The following is a 21,921-nucleotide window of genomic DNA, read 5'->3' as shown; positions in this document are numbered from 1 at the left end:
AGTATTCTGTCAATGGCCAGAGCTATCGATAAGGAAAAGTTCGAGATTTATACCTGTACGATTTTTAACGGTGATCTGCCCAGGCCAACCATAGACGGAGTAAAGATATTCCATTGCTTTTATCCCTTTAAGATATCGGGAATGTTGGCGTTTATATGGGGAATATGGAACTGTGATATCGCTTATTTTCCGCGTGCTGAGTTTTCTGATTGGGGAATTTTTTTAGTGAAGTTATTCCGTAAGAAAAGCTTTAAGACGGTAAGAAATAAACTGGATGATGCAGCTTTAGAAGGACCTATCTCGATTTATAAAACAAAAGAGAAGATGATCCGCGCGTATACCCGTCATAATCGTGTATACTCGACTACTTCGCATATGCGCGACTATAACTTTCAGCGATTTGGTATAAAAACAGAGCCACAAACGCTTTTTGTTACCAGTGATACAACTGAATTTTATCAGCCGGGAAAAAAAATAGACAGACTTCAGAATATCATTTTTATAGGCAATGATATGAAGCGAAAAGGCATCAGCGATTACCTTTTTGCCGCGAAAGCGTTTCCATCACTCACATTTCACATAGTGGGGAAGGCGAATGACGAACAGAGAAAAGAGATAGCTAATTTAAGCAACGTAGTATACCATGGTATACTGCCACAGCCAAAGATGAAAGAGCTTTTCCGTAAGGTTGATCTGCATATTTTTCCTTCTCGTTCAGAAGGTCTGGGTAAAGTTACTATTGAAACAGCAAGCTCTGGTATTCCGACCATAACCTATATTGACTATGGTCCGGATGAGTGGATACGTCATGGAGAAGAGGGATATGTTGTAAGTACACGTGAAGAAATTACTGACATCATCCAGGATCTTGTAAACAATCCGTTAAAGCTTCAGGCTATGTCACAGAAAGTATACGATCTGGCGGGCCGTTTTGATATCAAGATACTTACTGAAAAGTACGAGAAAATCATCGAGGATCTGTACAACTCGCCACGATAGGGCTATGCTAAATTAATTTTGCTGTGAAAAAAAAGATATTGCTGGTATGGCCCTATAGAAGAGCAGATTGGATTGAAGTATTCGATCGGATGAAAGATGACTTTGATTTTGTGTTTCTTTCTGTGATTCACCCTTCCTTTGATGAGGTACAGCCGCCTTCCTATGCTGAGATTATATACTGGTATTCTTTTCAGAACGCACAGGATGTTCTGAATAAAGTAGCTCCGGATAAGATCATTTTTATGTCGCTGGATTCAGCCCTTTCAATCGCTTTGAATATAGCGGCAAAGTCAGCCGGGATTCGTACTTATATCCTGCAGCACGGTATATATTCTAATTATAAAGATTATCGCGTAAGAGAGCGACAGTGGCGCAAGAAGAATGTTGTTAAAAAGGTTGATGCTGTGAAACGTGAAGTTAAATTCAGCTCAGTCTCATTTTTAGTGAAATCGTTGAAGCCCAGTCAGCGATGGATGATTGTATCATTCGTTCTATATACATACTGGTCTCGAAAGAAAGGATATTATTGGGCTTCACGTTACTTTTCGTTTAGCGGAAAGATTCCAACTTACTTTTTGTGTTTTTCTCCTCGAAATGCCACGATACATAAACAGATTGAAAAGCCACGCGTTGAACAATTACTATATATAGGGAGCCCTGAACTGGATAAGTTTCTGGTAGCGGAGCAGCCTGTAACAACGGACAAATTTTACCTGCATATTGATCAGGCTTTTGCAGAGCATAGTTTGGGAGAGGAGCTCGTGTCGCAAGCGAAGATGACGGATTTTTATCAGACACTGAATGCATTCTGTAAGAGTCATCAGGCGAAGCTATATATCAAGCTTCACCCTGAAAGTTATCGCACCTCCTGGTTCCCGCAGGATGAGAATATAGTTTATTTGAAACATACACCTAATTTGAGTGCGTATGTACAGCAGGCAGAGGGCTGCTTCGGATTTTATTCTACCATGGTGATCCCTGCTATATATTGGAAGAAAGTGATTCTGTTCAGGCTGAATTATTCGTTCATGCAAGAACAGATAGAAGCACTAAAGACAGCGCCAGTGCTGAATTTCTGGAACTTTCGACTGGAAGATATCTCCTTTGATTTTGAAAAAGAGAACATGGAGAAATTCAAGTTGGAATTTTTTTACAAGACCGATGGCCAATCGTTGCAGCGGCTAAAGGACTTCTTAAATGCCTGAGTATAGTTAAGATCAACCTCAAAGTATATAGATGTGCGTATACATATTATTGAAGACGAAAAGGCTTCGCAGAGTATAAAACGATATGTGCATGAGCTGAAAGAGAGCTTTGAAGGTATTGATATCGATACAATATATTTTTCGCGAGGTTCTGGAAAATTAACAGGACTTGTTCGAAAATATTTTGTTCTTCCGTTCAACTTGTTGCGTATCGCTCCTGAGTTTGTAATACTCCCTTCAGAGCGTTACGCGTTTTTGTTACCATTTCTGAGAGCTTCACGATCGTTAATCGTATGCCATGATCTGCATACTTTAATGGACAGGAATGGTCGTTGGTATTTCAAGTGTATATATAAATGGAATCTGAAATTGATGCGATTAGCCACATGGACAGTGTGCATATCGGAACACACAAAATCAGATTTACTCCATGCAGTCAAATTTAATCCTGAAAAAGTAAGAACGATTTATAACGGATTAAAAGGATTTTGGCTGGAGAGAAATACAAGTACAGAAAATTCCATTTTAAAGCAATTACAAGTAGAAGATAGGCCGTATGCTTTATTAGTAGGATCTAAAGTGTGGTATAAAAATCAGTTCAGAACATTTAAAGCGCTGTCAGAGAGTAAGTATCAGGATCTTCTGATTATAAAGGTCGGAGATATAGAGGAAGAGGCACAGCGATTAATCAATAGTACTTCGCTGATGTCAAGAACTATAGTTGTCAGGAATGTCTCCGATATTGATCTGCGTACACTCTATCAACGAGCTGCTATATTTTTATTTCCATCAATTCATGAAGGCTTCGGTTGGCCTGCATTAGAAGCGATGGCTTCAGGATGCCCGGTAATAGCAACACGAAAGGGGAGCCTTGAGGAAGTGTGTGGTGATGCTGCCAGATATGTTGATCCCTACAACGAGAAAGAAATAGCGACTGCAATGGATGACTTGTTACAAAACGAAGACCTGCGTATAGAGCTGACTGTTCGGGGTAGCGTAAACGCCAGGAGATTTAGCTGGAGAACAACCGCGCAGCAAATGAAAGATTTGCTGCTGCGAAATTCTTTGCAGTAAGTATATTATTTTGACGTTAACAACGACAGAAGAAGACATGAAAATACTATTTATTCAAAAGGAAGGTGGAATTTTTGGTGCAGAGAATTATCATTTGAATATGATACCTGCGCTGCAAAAGCGAGGTATTACCATTGAATTTCTTCGTTTGTATACGGACTATCAACTGGGTAAAGATTCCGATTTTGTTAAAAGACTTCAACAGATGCAGGTTCATGTTTACCAGGTAAATATAGGTCGTGTACCGGGTATTCGTGATGTTCGGGAAATTGCAAGAATTATTCGAGCGGGAAATTATGATATTGTTCATAGCCATTTGATCCATGCTGATTTTTATGCTGCCCTTGTTCGGACTTTCTTTCGGCCAAAGGCAAAATTTGTTTCCACTAAACACGGTTATGATAATAGCTTTACAGCGAAGCATGGTTTCGATGCAAGCAAGCAGGGAGTGACTCCGTACTTCCTTATCTCAAGATGGGCTGAATCGAAATTTGATAAGAGTTATACTATTTCAAAAGGGCTGCTCAATCTTTTTATACAAACAGGTATAACTTCTTCTGAGAAAATGGAGCTGATCTACTACGGATTTGACCTGGCAGAAGTAACACCGGTTGAGGAGCCTGAAACCTATAGAAAATCAACTCATCAACTTTGTATCGCAGGACGATTGGTCGAGTTTAAAGGACACTTGTGGGGAATTGAGGCAGTGCAAAAGTTAACAGCGAACTATCCTGATATTAAGCTTCTTATTATTGGCACCGGCTCTTTTGAACAACAACTCAAACAACGTGTTGAAGAACTTAACCTGACCAGGCATGTTGATTTTCTGGGCTATAGAAAGGATGTTGGTTGCTGGATGAAATATTCCGATGTGGTTTTAGTACCTTCGCGATCGGAAGGTTTTGGAGTAGTTTTTCTGGAGGCATTTAATGCACGAACGCCCGTAGTTGCCTTTAATGTGCCGGCAGCAAATGAACTGATCTCCGATGGAGAGTCGGGAATGTTGGCAACTCCTTATGATACTCAGGATCTTGCTGACAAAGTGAGCATGTTGTTGCAGAACAAAGATATGGCGGGGCAGTATGCTGCTGCTGCAGATACAAATGCTAAAAAATTCTTTTCGTTAAATACTATGGCTGATAATACGTATTCTTTTTATAAACGCGTTTTGCAGGCATGATCGGTGGGATCATTGGAATAGCGTTATTATTTATTATTGGCTATATGGCCAGACCCTGGTATATAGGGAAATATAATTCTCTTAACCAGGTATATACTTATGGCATGCTCTTCCGAATATTCGGTACTACTGCCTATATTATTTATGCAATATACTTTAGTGGTGGAGCGGTAGATGCATTTGTATACGATAACTATGCTGCTGTATTTGCCGAGTATTTTATGAATGGAGATCTTTCTCCCTTTACAAATGAGAGATTGTGGCGTGGTGGCCAACTGTTTTACACCAACTTTGTGGCATACCCGGCAGCTATCTTTATGATAGTAACATTCAACTCGATGTTTGGTATCTATCTCCTGTTCTCGCTTGTTTGTTTTTTAGGGCTTGTATACATGCTCAAGTCGTTTGCAAATAATTACCCTCAGGTTGAGTTCAGGAAATTGAGTATGCTTTTGTTTTATTTCCCGGCCTTGTGGTTCTGGACATCAACCATCGGCAAAGATGCTTTTATGTTTTTAGGACTTGGCCTTGTTTGCTATGGTATAACTGACAAGAAGCTAAACTATATACGCATTGCATTAGGTATTGCTATTACTTACGCCTTCAGACCTCCTGCTGCTTACATGGTAATAATCGCGATGGCGGCATTTTTCATTATCAATGTTAAAGATTCCTTCTTTGCTAAAACTGCCAAGATTGTAGTGGGAGTGGTGATACTGATTTTTATTATGAATTATCTTTCTGCAAAATGGGGAATAGAGGATTTATCGAGTGAATCCATTTCAGAATTGCAATCAGGTACTTTACGAAACAACAATTATGGAAGCGGAGCACTTGAACAAAAGTCTGGTGGACTTTCCTCCATTCCACGAGGTGTAATAGATGTATTGGCGCGACCATTTATATGGGAAGGAACAAACCCGCTGGCGTTAGCCTCATCACTGGAAATCAATTTTGTTTTGTTCCTGCTATACACGAACAGACGTTCTGTTTCCGCTTTTCTAAGAGAAAGCCTGCGGCATAGACTGTCAACTTTCATTTTAGCATTTTTGGCTATATATGTCTTATCTGTCGGATTGTTTGAAAATAACATTGGTTTGATAGCACGACATCGCGCCATAATTTTTCCATTTCTGTTTATTATGGCATACGGATATTATCACACTCCTCGCAGAGCTGTGGTAAAGCCAAAGAATAAAACCTCTGAAGAATCACTGGTACATGAAGCATAAGAGACAAGCTATTGTTTTTGGAAGCTATATATTCTCACTGATCAATTTTCGGAAAAACCTGTTGGAAGATCTGGTTCGTAACGGATATACAGTGTTGGCGATAGCACCTGGTTACGATGAAGAAGTGGTGCGTAAACTAAAGGAGATGCAGGTTGAATTTCGATCGGTAGAACTTGCTCGAACCGGATTCAATCCTCTGAAGGATTTCAGTACTATACTTGAATTGAAAAAAATCTTCAAGGTATATCAGCCTGATCTGTTGATTACCTATACTATCAAGCCGGTTATTTATGGCACACTGGCTGCATCTTTTTCAGGCAAGACAAAAACATTAGCGTTAATAACGGGGCTTGGATACCTGGATACAGGTGTACGGACATTGAAGAAGAAGATCATGCAATCTCTTATTCATGCGCTGTATAGATTCTCTCTGCGGAAACTCAACTTTATTGCCTTTCAGAATCCTGATGATCAGGAGTATTTTCTTTTACACAAGCTTGTAAATCCTGCAACCGCTATGACGATAACGGCAGGCTCGGGTGTCGATCTTGCGTATTACACCAGGGCAGAGGTTGTGCGTGAACCTGTAATATTTTTATTAACTGCCCGGCTTATTCGCGCAAAGGGCATAGATCAATATCTGGAGGCGGCAAGTAATCTGAAAAAGCAATTTGGTAACAGAGTAATTTTCCAGCTTATCGGGTTGCTTGATGAAGGTAATCCCGATTCCATTGATCAATCACAGTTAAATAAATTGGTTGAAGAAGGAGTTATTGATTATAAAGGATTTCAAAAAGATGTTCGTTCACTTCTGCGAACGTGCTCTGTATTTGTACTGCCATCGTATTATAGAGAAGGAACTCCCCGTACTATATTGGAAGCAATGGCAATGGGGAAAGCAATTATCACCACGGATAATCCTGGTTGCCGCGAAACTGTACGAGATGGTTCAAATGGTTTTTTAATACCAGTGAAAAATGCAGAGGCATTGCAGAGCGCTATGCGAAAGTTTATTGAACGTTCTGAGTTGATTGAAGAAATGGGCGAAGCAAGTTATCAACTGGCAAAATCTAAGTACGATGTTCATTTGGTCAATCATCATCTCTTCGAGTTTGCTTCTCTTTAAATGGAGACAGAAAAGTATAGTATATTAAGTGTATAGTATCTTTAATAAAACTTTGTCCCTTTGTATAAAGCATTTGTCAAGCCTCTTTTCGATTTTGTAGTAGCCCTCACGGGATTAACTATAGCATTGCCGCTATTGTTGATATCTATTGTTTTGCTGACCATTGCAAATCGTGGCAATATATGGTTTCTGCAAGAGCGGCCAGGAAAGGATGGCAAGATATTTAGAGTTGTAAAATTCAAGACGATGACAGATGAGCGTGACGCAACGGGTGCGCTTTTACCGGATGATAAACGATTGACAACCGTGGGTAAATTTATTCGTAAAACTTCGCTGGATGAATTACCACAACTGATCAATGTAGTAAAAGGCGATATGTCAATTGTCGGTCCGCGTCCGTTGCTGGTTGAATATCTCACGCTCTATAGCGAAGAGCAAAAGAAACGTCATAACGTGCGGCCCGGTATAACCGGATGGGCACAGGTAAATGGAAGGAACACCGTTGCTTGGAAAGAGCGGTTTGCCTATGATGTGTGGTATGTTGAAAATATATCTTTCTGGTTGGATATAAAGATACTATTCTTAACAGTTGTGAAAGTTTTTAAAGCGGAGGGAGTTAGCAGCGGTACATCGGTAACAATGGAAAAATTTCGCGGCAATGAGTAATAAAGTCATCTTGCAAGGAGGAGGAGAACATGCCCGGGTTGTGCTGGATTGTTTACAGGCAATGGGCACGGAAGTGTTGGCATTGTTCGATCCTAAATATGAAGGCACCTTGTTTGGCGTACCTCAGCAAGGCCGCTATAATTCTCAATTCGCGCCAGATGCATTGGCATTAGTTGCTATTGGCAGTAATGTTGTGCGTAAGAAAGTGGCGTTGGAAACAAAGCACAAGTTTACCAATGCAATACACCCCTCCGTTATTCAGTCACCCTATATTAAAATGGGTATAGGGAATATGATTATGCACGGAGCGATCCTGCAGGCTCAGGTTGAAATTGGCAATCACTGTATTGTTAACACGGGTTCCCAGGTTGATCATGACTGTATTCTGAATGACTTTGTACATATTGGTCCAGGTGCTGTGCTTTGTGGCACCATAACAGTTGGCGAAGGGAGTTTTATAGGAGCTGGTTCAGTTATAATTCCTGGTAAAAAGATCGGGGCCTGGGTTACAGTAGGAGCCGGTGCCGTTGTTACACGAGATATACCTGATTATGCTGTGGCTGTTGGTAATCCTGCGCGTATCATAAAATACAATCATCACACATGAAAAAATCTTTATTGATTTATGGTGCCGGAGGATTAGGCAGAGAAGTGCTGAGTATGATTAAAGGCTCTGACGAATGGAATCCGTTGGGATTTATAGATGACGTAACTCCTCCTGGAAAAATAATCAATGGATTAGCCGTAAAGGGAAATGCTTCGTGGCTTAACGATATTGGAGAGGATATATATGTAATCATCGCGATAGGAGACCCGATACGCAAAGCAACTATATACTCCAGTATTCGTAATCCGCATATACAATTCCCTGTACTAAAACATGCTTCGGCTATTTTGCAAGATGAAGAGCATATACAAATAGGAGAGGGCTGTATTTTAACAGCGGGAGTTATACTTACAACGAATATCCGTTTAGGGAAACACGTTTTGCTAAATCTGAATACAACGGTAGGTCACGATACAAGAATTGATGATTATGCTTCGGTGATGACAAGTGTCAATATTGCAGGAGGCGTTTCCATAGGAGCCCGTGCACTGATTGGTTCTGGCGCTTGTATTAAAAATGACATTTTAATAGGAGAGGAAAGTCGGGTAGGTATGGGAGCCGTAGTAGTAAGAGATGTTGCTTCAAGGATAACTGTGGCCGGAGTGCCGGCTAAACCTTTATGAAGAAAGATATATTTTCCTGGCAGGAGTTTAAGCCTACAATATTATTCCTGATTAAGTTTATAGGTATATATATAGTCGGTAATCTGCTATATGGATTTTATATAGATCATTTTGATCCGCGCCCAGATCCCATTACACATGAAGTATCCAGGGAAACGGCATGGGTACTCACACTCACAGGATGGCCCACGTTTATTCAGGACCATACCATGAAGCCTACAACGCTCCTGCTACACGAAGAGAAAAGCATATTGGCTGTATACGAAGGATGCAATGGCATTAATACAATGATCATATTTGTTGCTTTCATCCTTGCATTCGGCCCTTTGAAAAGAACGTGGCTGTGGTTTGTGCCGTTAGGCATCGTTATTATACACCTGATGAATTTGTTACGCATCATTTTACTTTTTTATGTTTCAGAATACATGCCCCACTTCATGTACTTTACACACAAATACCTCTTCACAGCATCTTTGTACGGGGTGATTTTTTTACTTTGGCTATGGTGGATTAAACGATATTCAATTCAGAGAACGTGAGTAATAAAAAGCTTCGTATACTTATCGGAGTGCTTTGCATAGCAGGCTTGCTGGCGGTATTTCTTTTTCAACGGGAAGATCTGACTGTTTACTTTGGATTAAGTCTGAAACCGCTTCATCGATTTTTATTCAATCGTACTGTTCGTTTTTTACTGAACGATCTGTTTGCCATTGGCTTAATTTACGCACTGTTCGAAGACAGGAAGTATGTAATATTTTCCTGTTTTATACAGTTAATTGGAATGGTGTTTTTTTTGTTTCCGTATTTTGTGTTGAAACTCTACTTTCCAACCTACAACGGACCGTTGATTTCGTATCTCCATCGTCTGATTTTGAATCCCATCTTGATAATCTTATTAATCCCTGCGTTTTATTACCAGCGTCAACAAAGGGGCAGAGCCAAATAGTGGCCCAACATCTACAGTTGTCTTAAGAATACTAATTATATTTGTGGTTATGAATGAAAAAATCTGGTTGTCAGCTCCCCACATGGGAGGTCATGAAATAAAGTTTGTACAAGAAGCTTTTGATACGAATTGGATATCACCTGTTGGCCCACATATCATTGCATTTGAAAAAGAACTCGCTGCTTACAATACGATAGGTCATTGCGCTGCGCTGAGTTCTGGTACTGCAGCTATTCACCTTGCCTTAATAATTCTGGGGGTAGAACGGAATGATGAAGTTATCTGCTCAACGTTCACTTTCTCAGGCTCTTGTAATCCAATTGCCTATCAGGGTGCAGTGCCGGTTTTTGTTGATTCAGAGAATGAGACCTGGAATATGGATCCTCAATTATTGGATTTGGCAATTGCAGACAGGATCAAAAAAACTGGGAAGAGGCCTAAAGCAATTATAGTGGTACATCTCTATGGTATGCCTGCAAAGATCGAAGAGATCATGCAGGTAGCTAAAAAATACGAAATACCTGTAATTGAAGATGCAGCTGAAGCACTTGGCGCAACGTATAATGGCAAAAAGTTAGGAACTTTTGGTGATCTGAGCATTTACTCATTCAATGGTAATAAGATCATTACAACATCTGGAGGAGGAGCGTTGGTATCTAACAATGAAGCCTGGATACAGAGAGCACGTTTTCTGGCGACTCAGGCACGCGAGCCTGCTCCACATTACGAACACGCAACTATCGGATATAATTATAGGCTTAGCAATATTTCTGCAGGTATCGGTCGTGGTCAGCTGCAAGTATTAGATCAGAGGATCGAACAACGCAGAAAGATATACTCGTTTTACGAAGAGAAATTATCATCCCTGTCAGGTATAAAATTTCTTCCTGAGCCGGCAGGTTTATTTGCTAATCGTTGGCTCACCACTATACTGATTGATCCTAATGAATCAGGTGGTGTTACTACAGATATTATTCGGAAAGATCTCGAAGCACACAATATTGAAAGCAGACCTGTTTGGAAACCGATGCACTTACAGCCGGTTTTTAAAGATTGCCCTTCTTATGTAAATGGTGTTTCAGAACATCTGTTCAGTCAAGGTCTATGCCTTCCGTCAAGTACCAATAATTCTCCCGAACAGTTTGAAAGAGTCGTTAAGCTTATTCAGGCTCAATGGGTTACAAAACAAACGGTGCTGTTATAAAACCCTATAAAGTTGAAACATATGAATATTTTCGTAACTTCTAGTGAATTCGGCAAGAAGCCTATGAGGTTCATTACGATTTGTTTGTTAGCTATAATTACCGGTCATGCCAGTGCGCAATCCTCTGGAGATTTCAGAACTGCACAAACTGGAGACTGGAGTTCTGCTAGTACTTGGGAGAGCTTCAACGGAACTTCGTGGGTTGCTGCATCTTCAGCGCCTTCAAGTTCAAATGGAACTATAACAATCTTGTCAGGACATACGGTTACAGTACCAGGCGGTGTTACAGTTACCGCAGATCAACTGGTTGTTCAAGGTAATTTAACAATAGCACTTACAGGACAATTGACATTGAATGACGGAGCATCGACTGATATGACAATTACTTCTCCGGCAGTTGTACAGGTCTCTGGTGTATTATCAAGAAGCAATGGTTCAACGATTGATAATTCTTCTAATGCTTCGACTCTTGTATTCAGTTCAGGTTCAGAATACAGACATAATTATACTACTACAGTTGGAAGCTTGCCAACAGCCACGTGGGATAAAAATTCTACCGTTTCAATTTTAGGGTTTACGAATACCACTACGATTACAGCAGATAACACTTGGGCTCAGGCTCTGGGGCATGTAGTGTTCAACTCAACAGGTCAGCGTGGAATTGTTGACTTTGCCGGGAACCTGAATACTATACTTGGAGACTTTACTGTTCTGAACACCGGAACGAATGTATTACAACTTAGTGCATCAGAGAATCCTACGATTACAATTGGCTCAAGCTCGGACTCTTTTGGTGGAGATATTTTAATATCAGGAACTTCAAGAGTAAATTTTTCAACAGACGGTAGCAATACACATGTTATTGTCTATGGAAATTTTGGATTCAACTCCTCTAATGTTACGGGCTCAAGCTTAACACTTACTGGTACCACTACAGTCGATGTTTATGGTGACTTCTCCATGAATGCAACGGCCAACGGAAAACTGCACATGGCTAATACAGGTACAACCGGTAACACGACACTTAACCTGTATGGTAATTTCTCCTTGCAAACAGGAAGAATTGATGAGTTGGGATCAGAGCCTGCTCAAGGTTCAATACGATTTCTGGGTAGCGGCTCTTATACATACTTGATGACCGGAAGTATATCTGGCCATATAAATTACTATATCAGTTCTGCTACAACGCTGGATCTGTCAATATACCCGATGGCGAGCAGTACACCAGGAACCTTTCAACTCGATGGAACCATGGTGGTGGGTTCGCAGGATGTAGGTGGTGCTATACAACTCGTTGTAACGGGAGGAAATATTCGTACGGTTAGTACATACAGAACCTACTCAAGTGGATCGGTTATTATTTATCGATCATCAGGAGCCCAATATATGGGGCCTGGTCAACCAACAGGAACTGGAATCACAACAGTGATTGACAATTCATCAGGAGTTAGTTTGACAGGCAACCGAACTATTGGTGGCGTGATCAGACTTGAATCCGGTTTTTTGAATTTGAATAATTTTGCACTTACTTCTTCAGGAACAATGGAAGTAAATGCAGGTGTATTAAAAGGCACATCAACTTCCAGTCTGTTTATTACAGGTACTACAGGAGGGACATGGGGTACCATCAAATTTGATCCTTTAGCTGATACTGTAGGTACATTAACAATAAACAGATCAGGAACAAGTGGCCAGGTTGATTTGAACAGCACAGTGGTAGTAAAAAATCAATTGAATCTGACACAGGGTATATTAAACAATACTTCGGGTTTAACCATGGCGAATAATGCTCTCATTACTCGTTATGAAACATCCTCTATTAGTGGCCAACGCCCTGTAATTACCAGTGGTAGTTACGGAGTTTATTATCGTTCCACTTCAGCATCGTATGATACTGGTTTGGAGTTACCCGATCCCACAAATGCAACATCACTTGGTGGCCTGACTTTCCTTCTTGCTCAAATTGCTCATAATGTTAATCTTACTCAGAATATTACGATCAATGGAAATGTTGCTCTGAATCGCGGCATTTTCAATTTGCAAAGTTATACCGTAACGATGAAGGGAAGTGCATGGAGTGACAACGCAGGAAATCTGACTCCTTCAACGTCTCTAATTATTTTTGACGGTGCAACCAGTGCAGGTGGTACAACGAATCCTCTCTTTGGTAACATTCAATTGAACAGTGGCAAGTCTTTAGCATTTACCCGAAGCTTTGTCATTCAGGGAAATATCAATTTCGCTACCGGTAGCTCATTTGACATGAGTACGTTTACAGCAACATTATCGGGGGCAAATGCTCAGACTATATCTGTGAATGGCACTACGTTTTCAAATATTACCGTTGCAAAATCCGGCAGTGCCGGAGTGCAACTCACATCTGCGTTGAATCTTTCCGGTTTGTTACAATTTGGCTCGCCTTCAACAAACGTAAATTTTGCTTCTAATGGTCATCTGACGTTATTGTCTACTACTGATGCTTCAGGAAGTGGTACTGCGATGATCATGAGACTTCAGAGCGGAAATACAGTTTCAGGTGATGTGACCGTGCAACGCTATATGAGTGGTGAAGGGCGTATCTATAGGTATATTTCGAGCCCTGTATCTAACGCTACTGTGGCTCAATGGAAGGATGATTTCCCTGTAACCGGAAACTTCTCTGATCCAAGTCCTAAGCAGACTATATGTGGCTATTATGTTACTCCTTCTTCTGCTTCCTTGTTTTATTATGACGAGACAGTAGCGGGAGATATTAACCAGGGATATGTAGCTTATCCGCTCCCGGGGACAACTTCGGCTGCAAGTGCCCTTCAGGTGGGCCGTGGCTATACGACCTTCATCCGCCAATGTACCAATCCTACACTGATTGATGTTACCGGTACTATAAATCAAGGAACGATCACATTCCCATTAACCTATACGAATAACGATGCATCAGCTTCCGGATGGAATCTGGTAGGAAATCCTTACCCTGCTACGATTGATTGGGATGTAACCGGATGGTCTAAAACAAGAATGTCCACGATTATCGCCGTTACGGACAATGGTTCCGGAATGACACGCTATTATGATGCCGGGGTAACAGAAGATATTCCTAATGGACAAATTGCTGTGGGTCAAGCCTTTTGGGTTCGTGCGACTGGAGCTAGCCCTATATTGAGGATCACAGAAGGGGTGAAAGTGAGTACCGTGGCAGAGTTTTATAGAGTAGGTATCAAAGAATCATTTGTTGTAAGCCTCTCCAACGGTGAGCTTCGTGATGCTGCGTATGTGAAAATTCAGGATGATGCTGTAGCGGGAATTGATGAGTTTGATGCGCCTAAAATCAACAACCCAACTTTTAGTTTCTCAACAATTTCTGACGATAACGTACCGATGGCCATCAATGCACTTAGTGGATTGGATTGTGGCAAGATTATGAAACTCGGATTGAAAGTAACAGATGGTGGAACTTATACAATAGCATTTGATAAACGCGGATACTTTGATAATTTTAATTTTATATTGATTGATCATTATCTGAATAAAGAAGTAGATATAGTGTCAAACGCTTATACATTTACTATAGGTGATGAAGCATCACAGGCATTTGATCGTTTCAGTTTACGACTGGAAGAAAAATTGCCTGATGTGTCTTTTTCTGTGAATGCTCCGGTTTCCGTAGAGGCGTCTAAAGTATATACAGTAGAACTTGGTTCTTCTGAAGTAGGTGTGAACTACGCATTGTTAAATGAAGCTGATCAGATCATTTCGACTTCAGTATCCGGCACGGGAAAAGCAATAGCCATCCCGTTGGTTGCTGATTCCCTGGATGAAGGTCAGAATACATTGCATGTGATGGCTACGCAATCTTGTACGTATGCTTTGGTGAACACCAGTTTCGCTGTTGAGAAACAAAGTATAGAATCGAGTTCGTTTGAAAAAATGGCAGGTATAAAAGCCTACCCTAATCCTGTGTCGGGTAAATTAACTATACAACGCCTGGATGAGGACGTCAGACAGATTGAAATTAAATCAATAGTAGGGCAGACTATATATAGATCGACACTAACTGACAATACGCAAGATATTACTGTTGATTTTACCTCATATGCCAGTGGTATGTATATACTGGTTGTTGACAAAGGTACAAGTCGTTATAGCTATCAGTTACAAAAGAAGTAGGCGATGAAAGTAAAAAAGGACAATCTCTTTTTAACCATTTGTTTTTCTCTCACATTGTCTGTGTTTGCAGGCAGTGCATTAGCACAGCCGGGCAACCCACAGACGGGCGGAGATATAGATAATCCAGTGCCACTTACAGGATTGGAATATCTGGCTGTCTCCGGAGGTATTTTAGGGGCTTATAAATTACTTCGAAAAAGAATTTCGAAAGACTAACCCAATAGACCAGTGTTATTCAGACTTCTTAATAGACTAACGGTATTACCGAGAGGTATTATCATTTTTATTGACCTCATCATCGTTCTTTTTTCTGTTTCGATTTCTTTCCTGCTACGTTTCAATTTCAATTTTAGATTTGTACTGGACTATAATCCATTTCCCGGAATAGCAGTTTGTCTTAGCACGGCTTTATTATCTACCCTTATTACGAAGAGTTATGCTGGCATTGTACGCTATACCGGCATACAGGACGGTGTTCGCATCATTCGCACGGAGTTATTAAGTCTATCCATCATTGTTATCATAAACCTGTTGTACCATTATAATGTTGGCAGGAACCTCATTCCGTTTTCAGTTGTATTCATTGCATTTTTTATATCATCGCTGTTGCTATACCAGTATAGATTGTTCGTAAAAAATGTCTTTACATTTTATAAATCAGATTCAGCGTCTAGGGTACCCGTTATCATATTTGGTGCTGGCGTTGCAGGCTTCCTGACCAAGCAGGCTATTGAATCTGATATGACCGGACAATATAAGTTGATCGGCTTCCTGGACGATGATGTTAAGAAGAATGGCAAAGAGATTAACGGCTCAAAGATTTATGGCTATGAAAAACTATCTGAGCTGGTACATAAGCATAAGGTAAAGAAGATTGTTATTGCTGTTAAGAACTTATCCATCGAACGCAAAAACGAGATTGTAGATGATGCGCTGAATCATCTGATTCGTGTTAGCTATGTAACCTCTTTTGATAAGTGGTTACGTAATGATTGGGATGTTAAAGAGATCCGTGATATCAACATCGAAGACCTTTTAGGCCGGGAAGTTATTAAGCTTGATAATAAGTCGATTGAATCAGACCTGCAAGGCAAAGTAATTTGTATTACGGGTGCTGCAGGTTCTATTGGTTCAGAATTGGCGAGACAGGTGTTGAATTTCAAACCGAGTACACTCATCTTGATCGACCAGGCTGAGTCTCCACTCTATGAAATAGAACGTGAACTTCGAAGCAAGAATAAGCAAAGCAAAATCTTTGTATTTATAGCTGACGTGTGTAACAAGACGCGTATCAGAAGAATCTTTGAAGAGTTTAAGCCCCATATACTCTTTCACGCAGCTGCATATAAACATGTACCGTTAATGGAGAGTAATCCTGCCGAAGCGGTAAGTGTTAATATATTCGGCACAAGACAGTTGGCCGATTTAGCGGTAGAGTTTAAAGTGAAAAAATTTGTTATGATCTCTACTGATAAAGCTGTGAACCCGACCAATGTAATGGGATGCACCAAGCGTATCGCAGAGATCTATGTTCAGTCACTCGACCGCCACCTCGATAAGATGGGTATAGGGAAAACGTCATTTGTTACTACCCGCTTTGGAAATGTATTGGGATCGAACGGTTCTGTTATTCCGATCTTCAAAGAGCAAATCAAGAGTGGAGGACCTATTACAGTAACACATCCGGAGATCACTCGCTTTTTTATGACTATACCGGAGGCGTGTGAGCTTGTGATTGAAGCCGGTGTAATGGGACAAGGAGGGGAGATCTTTATTTTTGATATGGGGAAACCTGTCAAGATCTACGACCTGGCTCGTAAGATGATCAAGCTTTCAGGTAAAGAACTGAATAAAGATATTGAGATTGTATTTACAGGACTCCGTGATGGTGAAAAGCTATACGAGGAACTGCTGAATAATCAGGAGAATACAATACCAACTCACCATGAGAAGATACTGAAAGCAAAAGTATCAGAGTATATGTACGATGAAGTATGTCGTAATCTTGATCTTCTGGAAGATTTCATTGACGATAAGAACGAGCATAAGATGGTTACGCTTATGAAAGAGATCGTTCCTGAGTATAAGAGCAATTATTCCAGATTTGAAGCTCTTGATATAACTCATTAATTCGCAATCAACTTATTCACTCCATATATAATCGATACTTGGCTTCGTTTTTTTATAAGGAAGGGAGGGTATACTCCACCAATAATATGATGAGATAGCAAGCAGAGAGTTGGGGAGAAAGATTAGATCGAAGTCTCAGGATCGGTGAGCAGCAGAGAATAGTACATCCATCATAAAATATTAATCAAAAGAAAGAGGCAGAGCATCTTATTGATGCTCTGCCTCTTTTTATTTTATAACTCTTAGCTCGTAATAAGACTACGGTCTGCGATAATAGTACTTGCGTTTCTTGTTATAGAGTTTGCGTTGTGAGGACTGGAATACTTCTTTTGGCAGATAGTATTGAACGGTGATGTTTGCCAGGAAGTAGCCGTCATTCTTATTGGGGTTTCCTCGTACGCCAACCTGTGTTGGATTTGCAGGTTGAGTTCCAATCTCTACACGTCTGTCGGATAACGCACGAGACAAATCGCTCTTCAAGGTTGCAGGATCCGGGTAGCGTCTCACACTGACATCATCCAGGTGATCGGTGAAAGTAATTCGATAACCTCCTTCAACAAGTAAATTAAAGAATGGATTTATTTTTATACGAGCTCCAAGTCCTACGGGAATTACTGGCGTTATTCTGCTATATTTTACACCTTCCGTTTGTAAAGGCTGCAGTGCATACGTCTTGCCTTGGTATTCGGTCTTCGGATTAAAGTAAAGTAAACCTATACCTGCAAAAGCGTGGAAGTTTAGTTGTGAGCGTTGATAAAAGCGCAAGCCAATTGGACTAAGATTGATAACCCCTAACGCACTTAACTCGATGTTACTGGATTTGAATGACAGGTTTCTTTCCTGTCGGTCATCATTGGCTTTTGCATCATCACCAGAGATCTGAAAGAAAGTAAGTCCCGCCCGTACACTGATACGCTCATGCAGATAGTACTCTGCATTGGCAGCAATGTTAAACTTCAATGTTCCGGTCTTTCCTGGGTTAACCATTTCGCCGAAATAGTTGGCTGTGCCGGAGCCCAAACCAACTAGCAAATTTCTATTTCTCCTGGTTGAATAAAAGCTTTGGGCTTCTGTCAAGGAGGGGACCAGACAAATAGTTAGTATTAAAAACCAAAAGAGCCTTTTCATTGATCGGGTTTACGGTCAAAGTTTTATAAATATAGCAAATTCGACAGGTTTATAGAAATCTCTATGCCAACACCTCTTTTACTCGCTGAGCTGCATCTTTTAACAGTATTGCAGAAAACACTTTCAGCCCGGACTGTTCAATGATTTTAGCACCTTCTTCCGCATTTGTTCCTTGTAGCCTTACGATAATCGGAACTTTGATATCACCAATTTTCTTGTACGCCTCTACAACACCATTCGCTACGCGGTCACAACGAACGATACCCCCAAAGATATTAATCAAAATAGCTTTTACGTTGGGATCTTTCAGAATAATTCGGAAACCAGCTTCAACGGTCTCGGCGTTTGCTCCACCACCAACGTCCAGGAAGTTAGCAGGCTCGCCACCTGATATCTTGATAATGTCCATAGTAGCCATAGCAAGTCCGGCTCCATTTACCATACAACCCACGTTTCCGTCAAGCTTCACATAGTTTAGACCAGCTTTACCGGCTTCAACTTCCAATGGATCTTCTTCTGTGATGTCGCGGAGTTCAGCCAGATCTTTATGACGATATAAAGCGTTGTCATCCAGATTTACTTTTGCATCAACAGCAAGAATCTTGTTGTCGGATGTTTTCAGTAAAGGGTTGATCTCAAACATAGAAGCATCCAATCCGAGGTATGCGTTGTATAATGAATGGATGAATTTTACACCTTCTTTAAAGGCATTTCCTTCCCATCCGAGTGAGAAAGCGATCTTACGCGCCTGGAAAGGCTGCAAGCCCAACAGTGGATCGATCCATTCTTTGATGATCTTTTCAGGATGAGTCTCAGCAACTTCTTCGATGTTCATACCACCTTCAGTAGACGCCATAATTACCGGGCATCCCTTCGAGCGATCGAGAAGTATACTCATATAATATTCTTTCGGCTCCGTTTCGCCAGGATAGTATACATCCTCAGCGATCAGAACTTTATTTACTTTCTTTCCTTCGGGACCAGTCTGGATGGTTACCAGTGTTCCGCCCAGAATAGCTTTTACTTTATCAGGAACTTCATTTATACCTTTTGCCAAGACAACACCTCTGGAACCTGTTTCCTTAACGGTACCTTTTCCACGGCCTCCCGCATGTATCTGAGACTTAACCACAAACCATTTGGTCCCCGTTTCAGCTTGTAATTCTTTTGCCGCACTTACCGCACTGTCGGGTGTATCTGCTACGATGCCTCGTTGAACTGCCACTCCGTATTTCTTCAGAATTTCTTTGCCTTGGTATTCGTGAATGTTCATTGCATTTTTTGTTTTGGGCGAAACTAGCGTATTTAAAGCTTTATTTCAAAGGAATCTATATAATTAGCGATGTTACGAGCAACGCAGGTAGAAAAATCATATGGCCAGTTAAAAGTCCTGAAAGGCGTTAACCTGGAAGTAAATCAGGGTGAGGTGGTTGCCATTGTCGGAGCTTCTGGTGCCGGCAAGAGCACCTTGCTGCATATACTGGGTACGCTGGATGTGCCCGATAAAGGCAGTGTATATATCCAGGGGCAAAATGTTTTTGGGCAATCGGCAAAGAATCTGGCAGCTTTCAGAAACAAATCAATCGGATTTGTTTTTCAATTTCATAACCTGTTGCCGGAGTTTTCGGCACTCGAAAATGTTCTGATACCCGGTCTTATTCGAAACCATCAGAATGAATCTACCATCCGGAAACGTGCAGAGGAATTACTCTCGATGTTAGGGTTGAGCTCGCGGATACACCATAAGCCATCTGAACTTTCGGGAGGAGAACAGCAACGAACAGCAGTAGCCCGGGCGTTGATTAATTCTCCGGCTATAATTCTGGCGGATGAGCCGAGTGGAAACCTGGATTCAAAAAATGCACTCGAACTGCACACGCTGTTCTTTCAACTGCGCGAAGAGTTGAAACAGACATTCATCATCGTTACGCATAACGAAGAGCTTTCGAAAATGGCTGACAGGAGAATTGAGATTAAGGATGGGATTGTAAAACAGTAGAGGTATAAAACAAAAGAAGAAAACCCTCACTTCCAACTTCCGAGTCCGTGGTTTCCTTCTTCTTTGGATAAGCAGGTTTGAGTAGGCTCCGCTTAATTCCTTTTTTCTTTAACCGGATTGTTGATACAAAGATATAGCGGCCTTTAGAGGTAATTCAGATAGAGTCGGGCAGGAAGGTAAGGGTGTAAGATGATAGATTTTTCTCCACAATATGCCTAAAAATATACCCATATTGTGCGTAAGAGTGGATTATCTTACGGGTAACCTACTTCGTATCAACACGGAATTTGATCTAGTGAGCCAACACTTCTGAGAAAGTGTCTTCAACCTCAACAAGGCCAGCGTCATTTATAGTGAGCAGCTTAACGCGCTTCAATTCATTTACTAATACAGGATCGTATTTGGCGGTAACACGAATATAATTTTCGGTAAATCCGTGCATCATACCGTTCTCGATATCATTCTCAAATAATACAACAGATTCGCTTCCCAGATTTTCTTCGTAGAATTTTCTCCGTTTTTTATCGGAAAGGATATGAAGCATTTTTGAACGATCTGCCCGCTGACTTCCCGGAACAGTGCCTGGCATTTCTGCAGCCGGTGTATTCTCACGTTCAGAGTAAGTAAATACGTGCAGGTAGGAGATGTTCAACTCATTGAGAAACTGATACGTTTCCAAGAAATCATCATGTGTTTCTCCCGGAAAACCAACGATCACATCCACACCTATACATGCATGCGACATAAGTGCTTTGATCTTTGCTACGCGATCGATATATAGTTCACGCTGATATCGTCTGCGCATGAGCTTCAGGATCTTATTCGAACCAGATTGAAGTGGTATATGAAAATGCGGAACAAATCTTTTTGAAGAAGCCACAAACTCAATGATCTCATCCGTCAACAAATTAGGTTCGATAGAGGAGATTCTAAAACGATCGATGCCTTCAACGTCATCCAGTGCTTTTACAAGATCGATGAAACGTTCTACACGTTTTCCTTCCTGTATACCGAAGTCGCCAGTATTTACACCTGTTAAAACAATTTCGCGTACATCTGTCTTCGCGATCTCTCTTGCGGTCTTCAGTATATTTTCGATGCTATCGCTCCGGCTGCTTCCGCGTGCCAGTGGAATTGTACAAAAAGTACAAGAGTAATCACAACCATCCTGAACTTTCAAGAAAGTTCTTGTGCGGTCGTTGATGGAGTAGGAGGTATTGAATTTGTTGGCCTGCTCAACATCGGAAGCATATACTTCTGCTTCAGGTTTGCGAACAAAGCCATCGAGTAATTCTACTAAACGGAATTTCTCGGCAGCTCCAAGAACTGCATCAACACCGGGTATTTCCGAAATTTCTTTTGGCTTGAGTTGAGCGTAGCAACCAATGATAGCCACGTATGCTTCAGGAGATATACCTCTTGCTTCCCGAACGATCTTGTGACATTTCTTGTCGGCATTCTCGGTTACCGAGCAGGTATTAATAATGAAAATGTCGGGAGTATCCGTAAAATCAACCTTTTTATAACCTTTCTCCTCGAACATTCGGGAAATGGTCGAGGTCTCTGAGTAATTCAGTTTACATCCCAGCGTATAAAAAGCGACTTTTTTCATGATGAAGCCGCAAAGATAGGGAAAAC

19 protein-coding genes are annotated in these 21,921 nt (G+C 41.0%); 16 read left to right on the top strand and 3 right to left on the bottom strand.

Annotation, left to right across the window (positions count from 1 at the left end):
• Positions 1-12 precede the first annotated feature (12 nt).
• The 15 genes from VIN08_RS26455 (at position 13) to VIN08_RS26390 (ending at position 17,156) form a co-directional block, all read left to right on the top strand.
• Positions 13-999 carry a glycosyltransferase family 4 protein gene (locus VIN08_RS26455; protein ID WP_331972196.1) on the top strand — a complete coding sequence of 329 codons (987 nt, stop codon included), beginning with the start codon at positions 13-15 and terminating at the stop codon, positions 997-999.
• 23 nt (positions 1,000-1,022) lie between these two features.
• Positions 1,023-2,204: a polysialyltransferase family glycosyltransferase gene (locus VIN08_RS26450; protein ID WP_331972193.1), complete on the top strand. Its 1,182-nt coding sequence runs from the start codon at positions 1,023-1,025 to the stop codon at positions 2,202-2,204.
• A gap of 87 nt (positions 2,205-2,291) precedes the next feature.
• Positions 2,292-3,278 carry a glycosyltransferase family 1 protein gene (locus VIN08_RS26445; RefSeq protein ID WP_331972191.1) on the top strand — a complete coding sequence of 329 codons (987 nt, stop codon included), beginning with the start codon at positions 2,292-2,294 and terminating at the stop codon, positions 3,276-3,278.
• Positions 3,279-3,315: 37 nt separating this feature from the next.
• Entirely contained in the window at positions 3,316-4,458 is a 1,143-nt protein-coding gene (locus VIN08_RS26440; protein ID WP_331972189.1) for a glycosyltransferase family 4 protein, read from the top strand.
• A gap of 44 nt (positions 4,459-4,502) precedes the next feature.
• Entirely contained in the window at positions 4,503-5,690 is a 1,188-nt protein-coding gene (locus VIN08_RS26435; protein ID WP_331972186.1) for a hypothetical protein, read from the top strand.
• Positions 5,680-6,816, top strand: a complete 1,137-nt coding sequence (locus VIN08_RS26430; protein WP_331972184.1) for a glycosyltransferase family 4 protein — start codon at positions 5,680-5,682, stop codon at positions 6,814-6,816. Before VIN08_RS26435 ends, VIN08_RS26430 begins: the two co-directional genes overlap by 11 nt.
• Positions 6,817-6,876: 60 nt before the next feature.
• Positions 6,877-7,482 (top strand): sugar transferase, encoded by a 606-nt coding sequence (locus VIN08_RS26425; RefSeq protein ID WP_331972181.1) that lies wholly within the window; start codon positions 6,877-6,879, stop codon positions 7,480-7,482.
• Positions 7,475-8,089, top strand: a complete 615-nt coding sequence (locus VIN08_RS26420) for an acetyltransferase (protein ID WP_331972178.1) — start codon at positions 7,475-7,477, stop codon at positions 8,087-8,089. Before VIN08_RS26425 ends, VIN08_RS26420 begins: the two co-directional genes overlap by 8 nt.
• Positions 8,086-8,712 carry an acetyltransferase gene (locus VIN08_RS26415; RefSeq protein WP_331972175.1) on the top strand — a complete coding sequence of 209 codons (627 nt, stop codon included), beginning with the start codon at positions 8,086-8,088 and terminating at the stop codon, positions 8,710-8,712. Before VIN08_RS26420 ends, VIN08_RS26415 begins: the two co-directional genes overlap by 4 nt.
• A complete protein-coding gene (gene xrtF, locus VIN08_RS26410) occupies positions 8,709-9,251 on the top strand; it encodes an exosortase family protein XrtF (RefSeq protein WP_331972172.1) in 543 nt (180 codons plus the stop codon). The genes VIN08_RS26415 and xrtF overlap by 4 nt, the downstream gene beginning before the upstream one ends.
• Positions 9,248-9,658 (top strand): exosortase F system-associated membrane protein, encoded by a 411-nt coding sequence (locus VIN08_RS28685; protein WP_414693317.1) that lies wholly within the window; start codon positions 9,248-9,250, stop codon positions 9,656-9,658. The genes xrtF and VIN08_RS28685 overlap by 4 nt, the downstream gene beginning before the upstream one ends.
• A gap of 49 nt (positions 9,659-9,707) precedes the next feature.
• Positions 9,708-10,862, top strand: coding sequence for an aminotransferase class I/II-fold pyridoxal phosphate-dependent enzyme (locus VIN08_RS26405; RefSeq protein ID WP_331972169.1), 1,155 nt, complete (start codon positions 9,708-9,710; stop codon positions 10,860-10,862).
• A 63-nt stretch (positions 10,863-10,925) separates the two neighbouring features.
• A complete protein-coding gene (locus VIN08_RS26400; RefSeq protein ID WP_331972166.1) occupies positions 10,926-15,026 on the top strand; it encodes a T9SS type A sorting domain-containing protein in 4,101 nt (1,366 codons plus the stop codon).
• Between the two features lie 3 nt (positions 15,027-15,029).
• Positions 15,030-15,242, top strand: coding sequence for a hypothetical protein (locus VIN08_RS26395; protein ID WP_331972163.1), 213 nt, complete (start codon positions 15,030-15,032; stop codon positions 15,240-15,242).
• Positions 15,243-15,254: 12 nt separating this feature from the next.
• The gene (locus VIN08_RS26390; RefSeq protein WP_331972160.1) at positions 15,255-17,156 is read left to right on the top strand and encodes a nucleoside-diphosphate sugar epimerase/dehydratase; all 1,902 of its coding nucleotides are present in this window, start codon (positions 15,255-15,257) and stop codon (positions 17,154-17,156) included.
• Between the two features lie 258 nt (positions 17,157-17,414).
• Here the strand turns inward: VIN08_RS26390 and VIN08_RS26385 are convergent, their stop codons facing one another.
• Both VIN08_RS26385 and sucC read right to left on the bottom strand, forming a co-directional pair.
• Complete coding sequence (locus VIN08_RS26385; RefSeq protein WP_331972158.1) at positions 17,415-18,284, bottom strand: DUF6089 family protein; 870 nt, start codon at positions 18,282-18,284, stop codon at positions 17,415-17,417.
• Between the two features lie 61 nt (positions 18,285-18,345).
• The gene (sucC, locus tag VIN08_RS26380) at positions 18,346-19,557 is read right to left on the bottom strand and encodes an ADP-forming succinate--CoA ligase subunit beta (protein WP_331972155.1); all 1,212 of its coding nucleotides are present in this window, start codon (positions 19,555-19,557) and stop codon (positions 18,346-18,348) included.
• A gap of 69 nt (positions 19,558-19,626) precedes the next feature.
• Between sucC and VIN08_RS26375 the strand changes: the two genes are divergently transcribed.
• Complete coding sequence (locus tag VIN08_RS26375) at positions 19,627-20,283, top strand: ABC transporter ATP-binding protein (protein WP_331972153.1); 657 nt, start codon at positions 19,627-19,629, stop codon at positions 20,281-20,283.
• A gap of 292 nt (positions 20,284-20,575) precedes the next feature.
• On the opposite strand, the gene mtaB is transcribed toward VIN08_RS26375, so the two are convergent.
• Entirely contained in the window at positions 20,576-21,895 is a 1,320-nt protein-coding gene (gene mtaB, locus VIN08_RS26370) for a tRNA (N(6)-L-threonylcarbamoyladenosine(37)-C(2))-methylthiotransferase MtaB (protein ID WP_331972150.1), read from the bottom strand.
• Positions 21,896-21,921: the final 26 nt, after the last annotated feature.

The organism is Ohtaekwangia sp., assembly GCF_036568665.1.
Taxonomy (GTDB): Bacteria; Bacteroidota; Bacteroidia; order Cytophagales; family Cyclobacteriaceae; genus Ohtaekwangia.
Note: the sequence above shows the minus strand (reverse complement) of the source record. Positions and strands in the feature narration are given on the sequence as shown.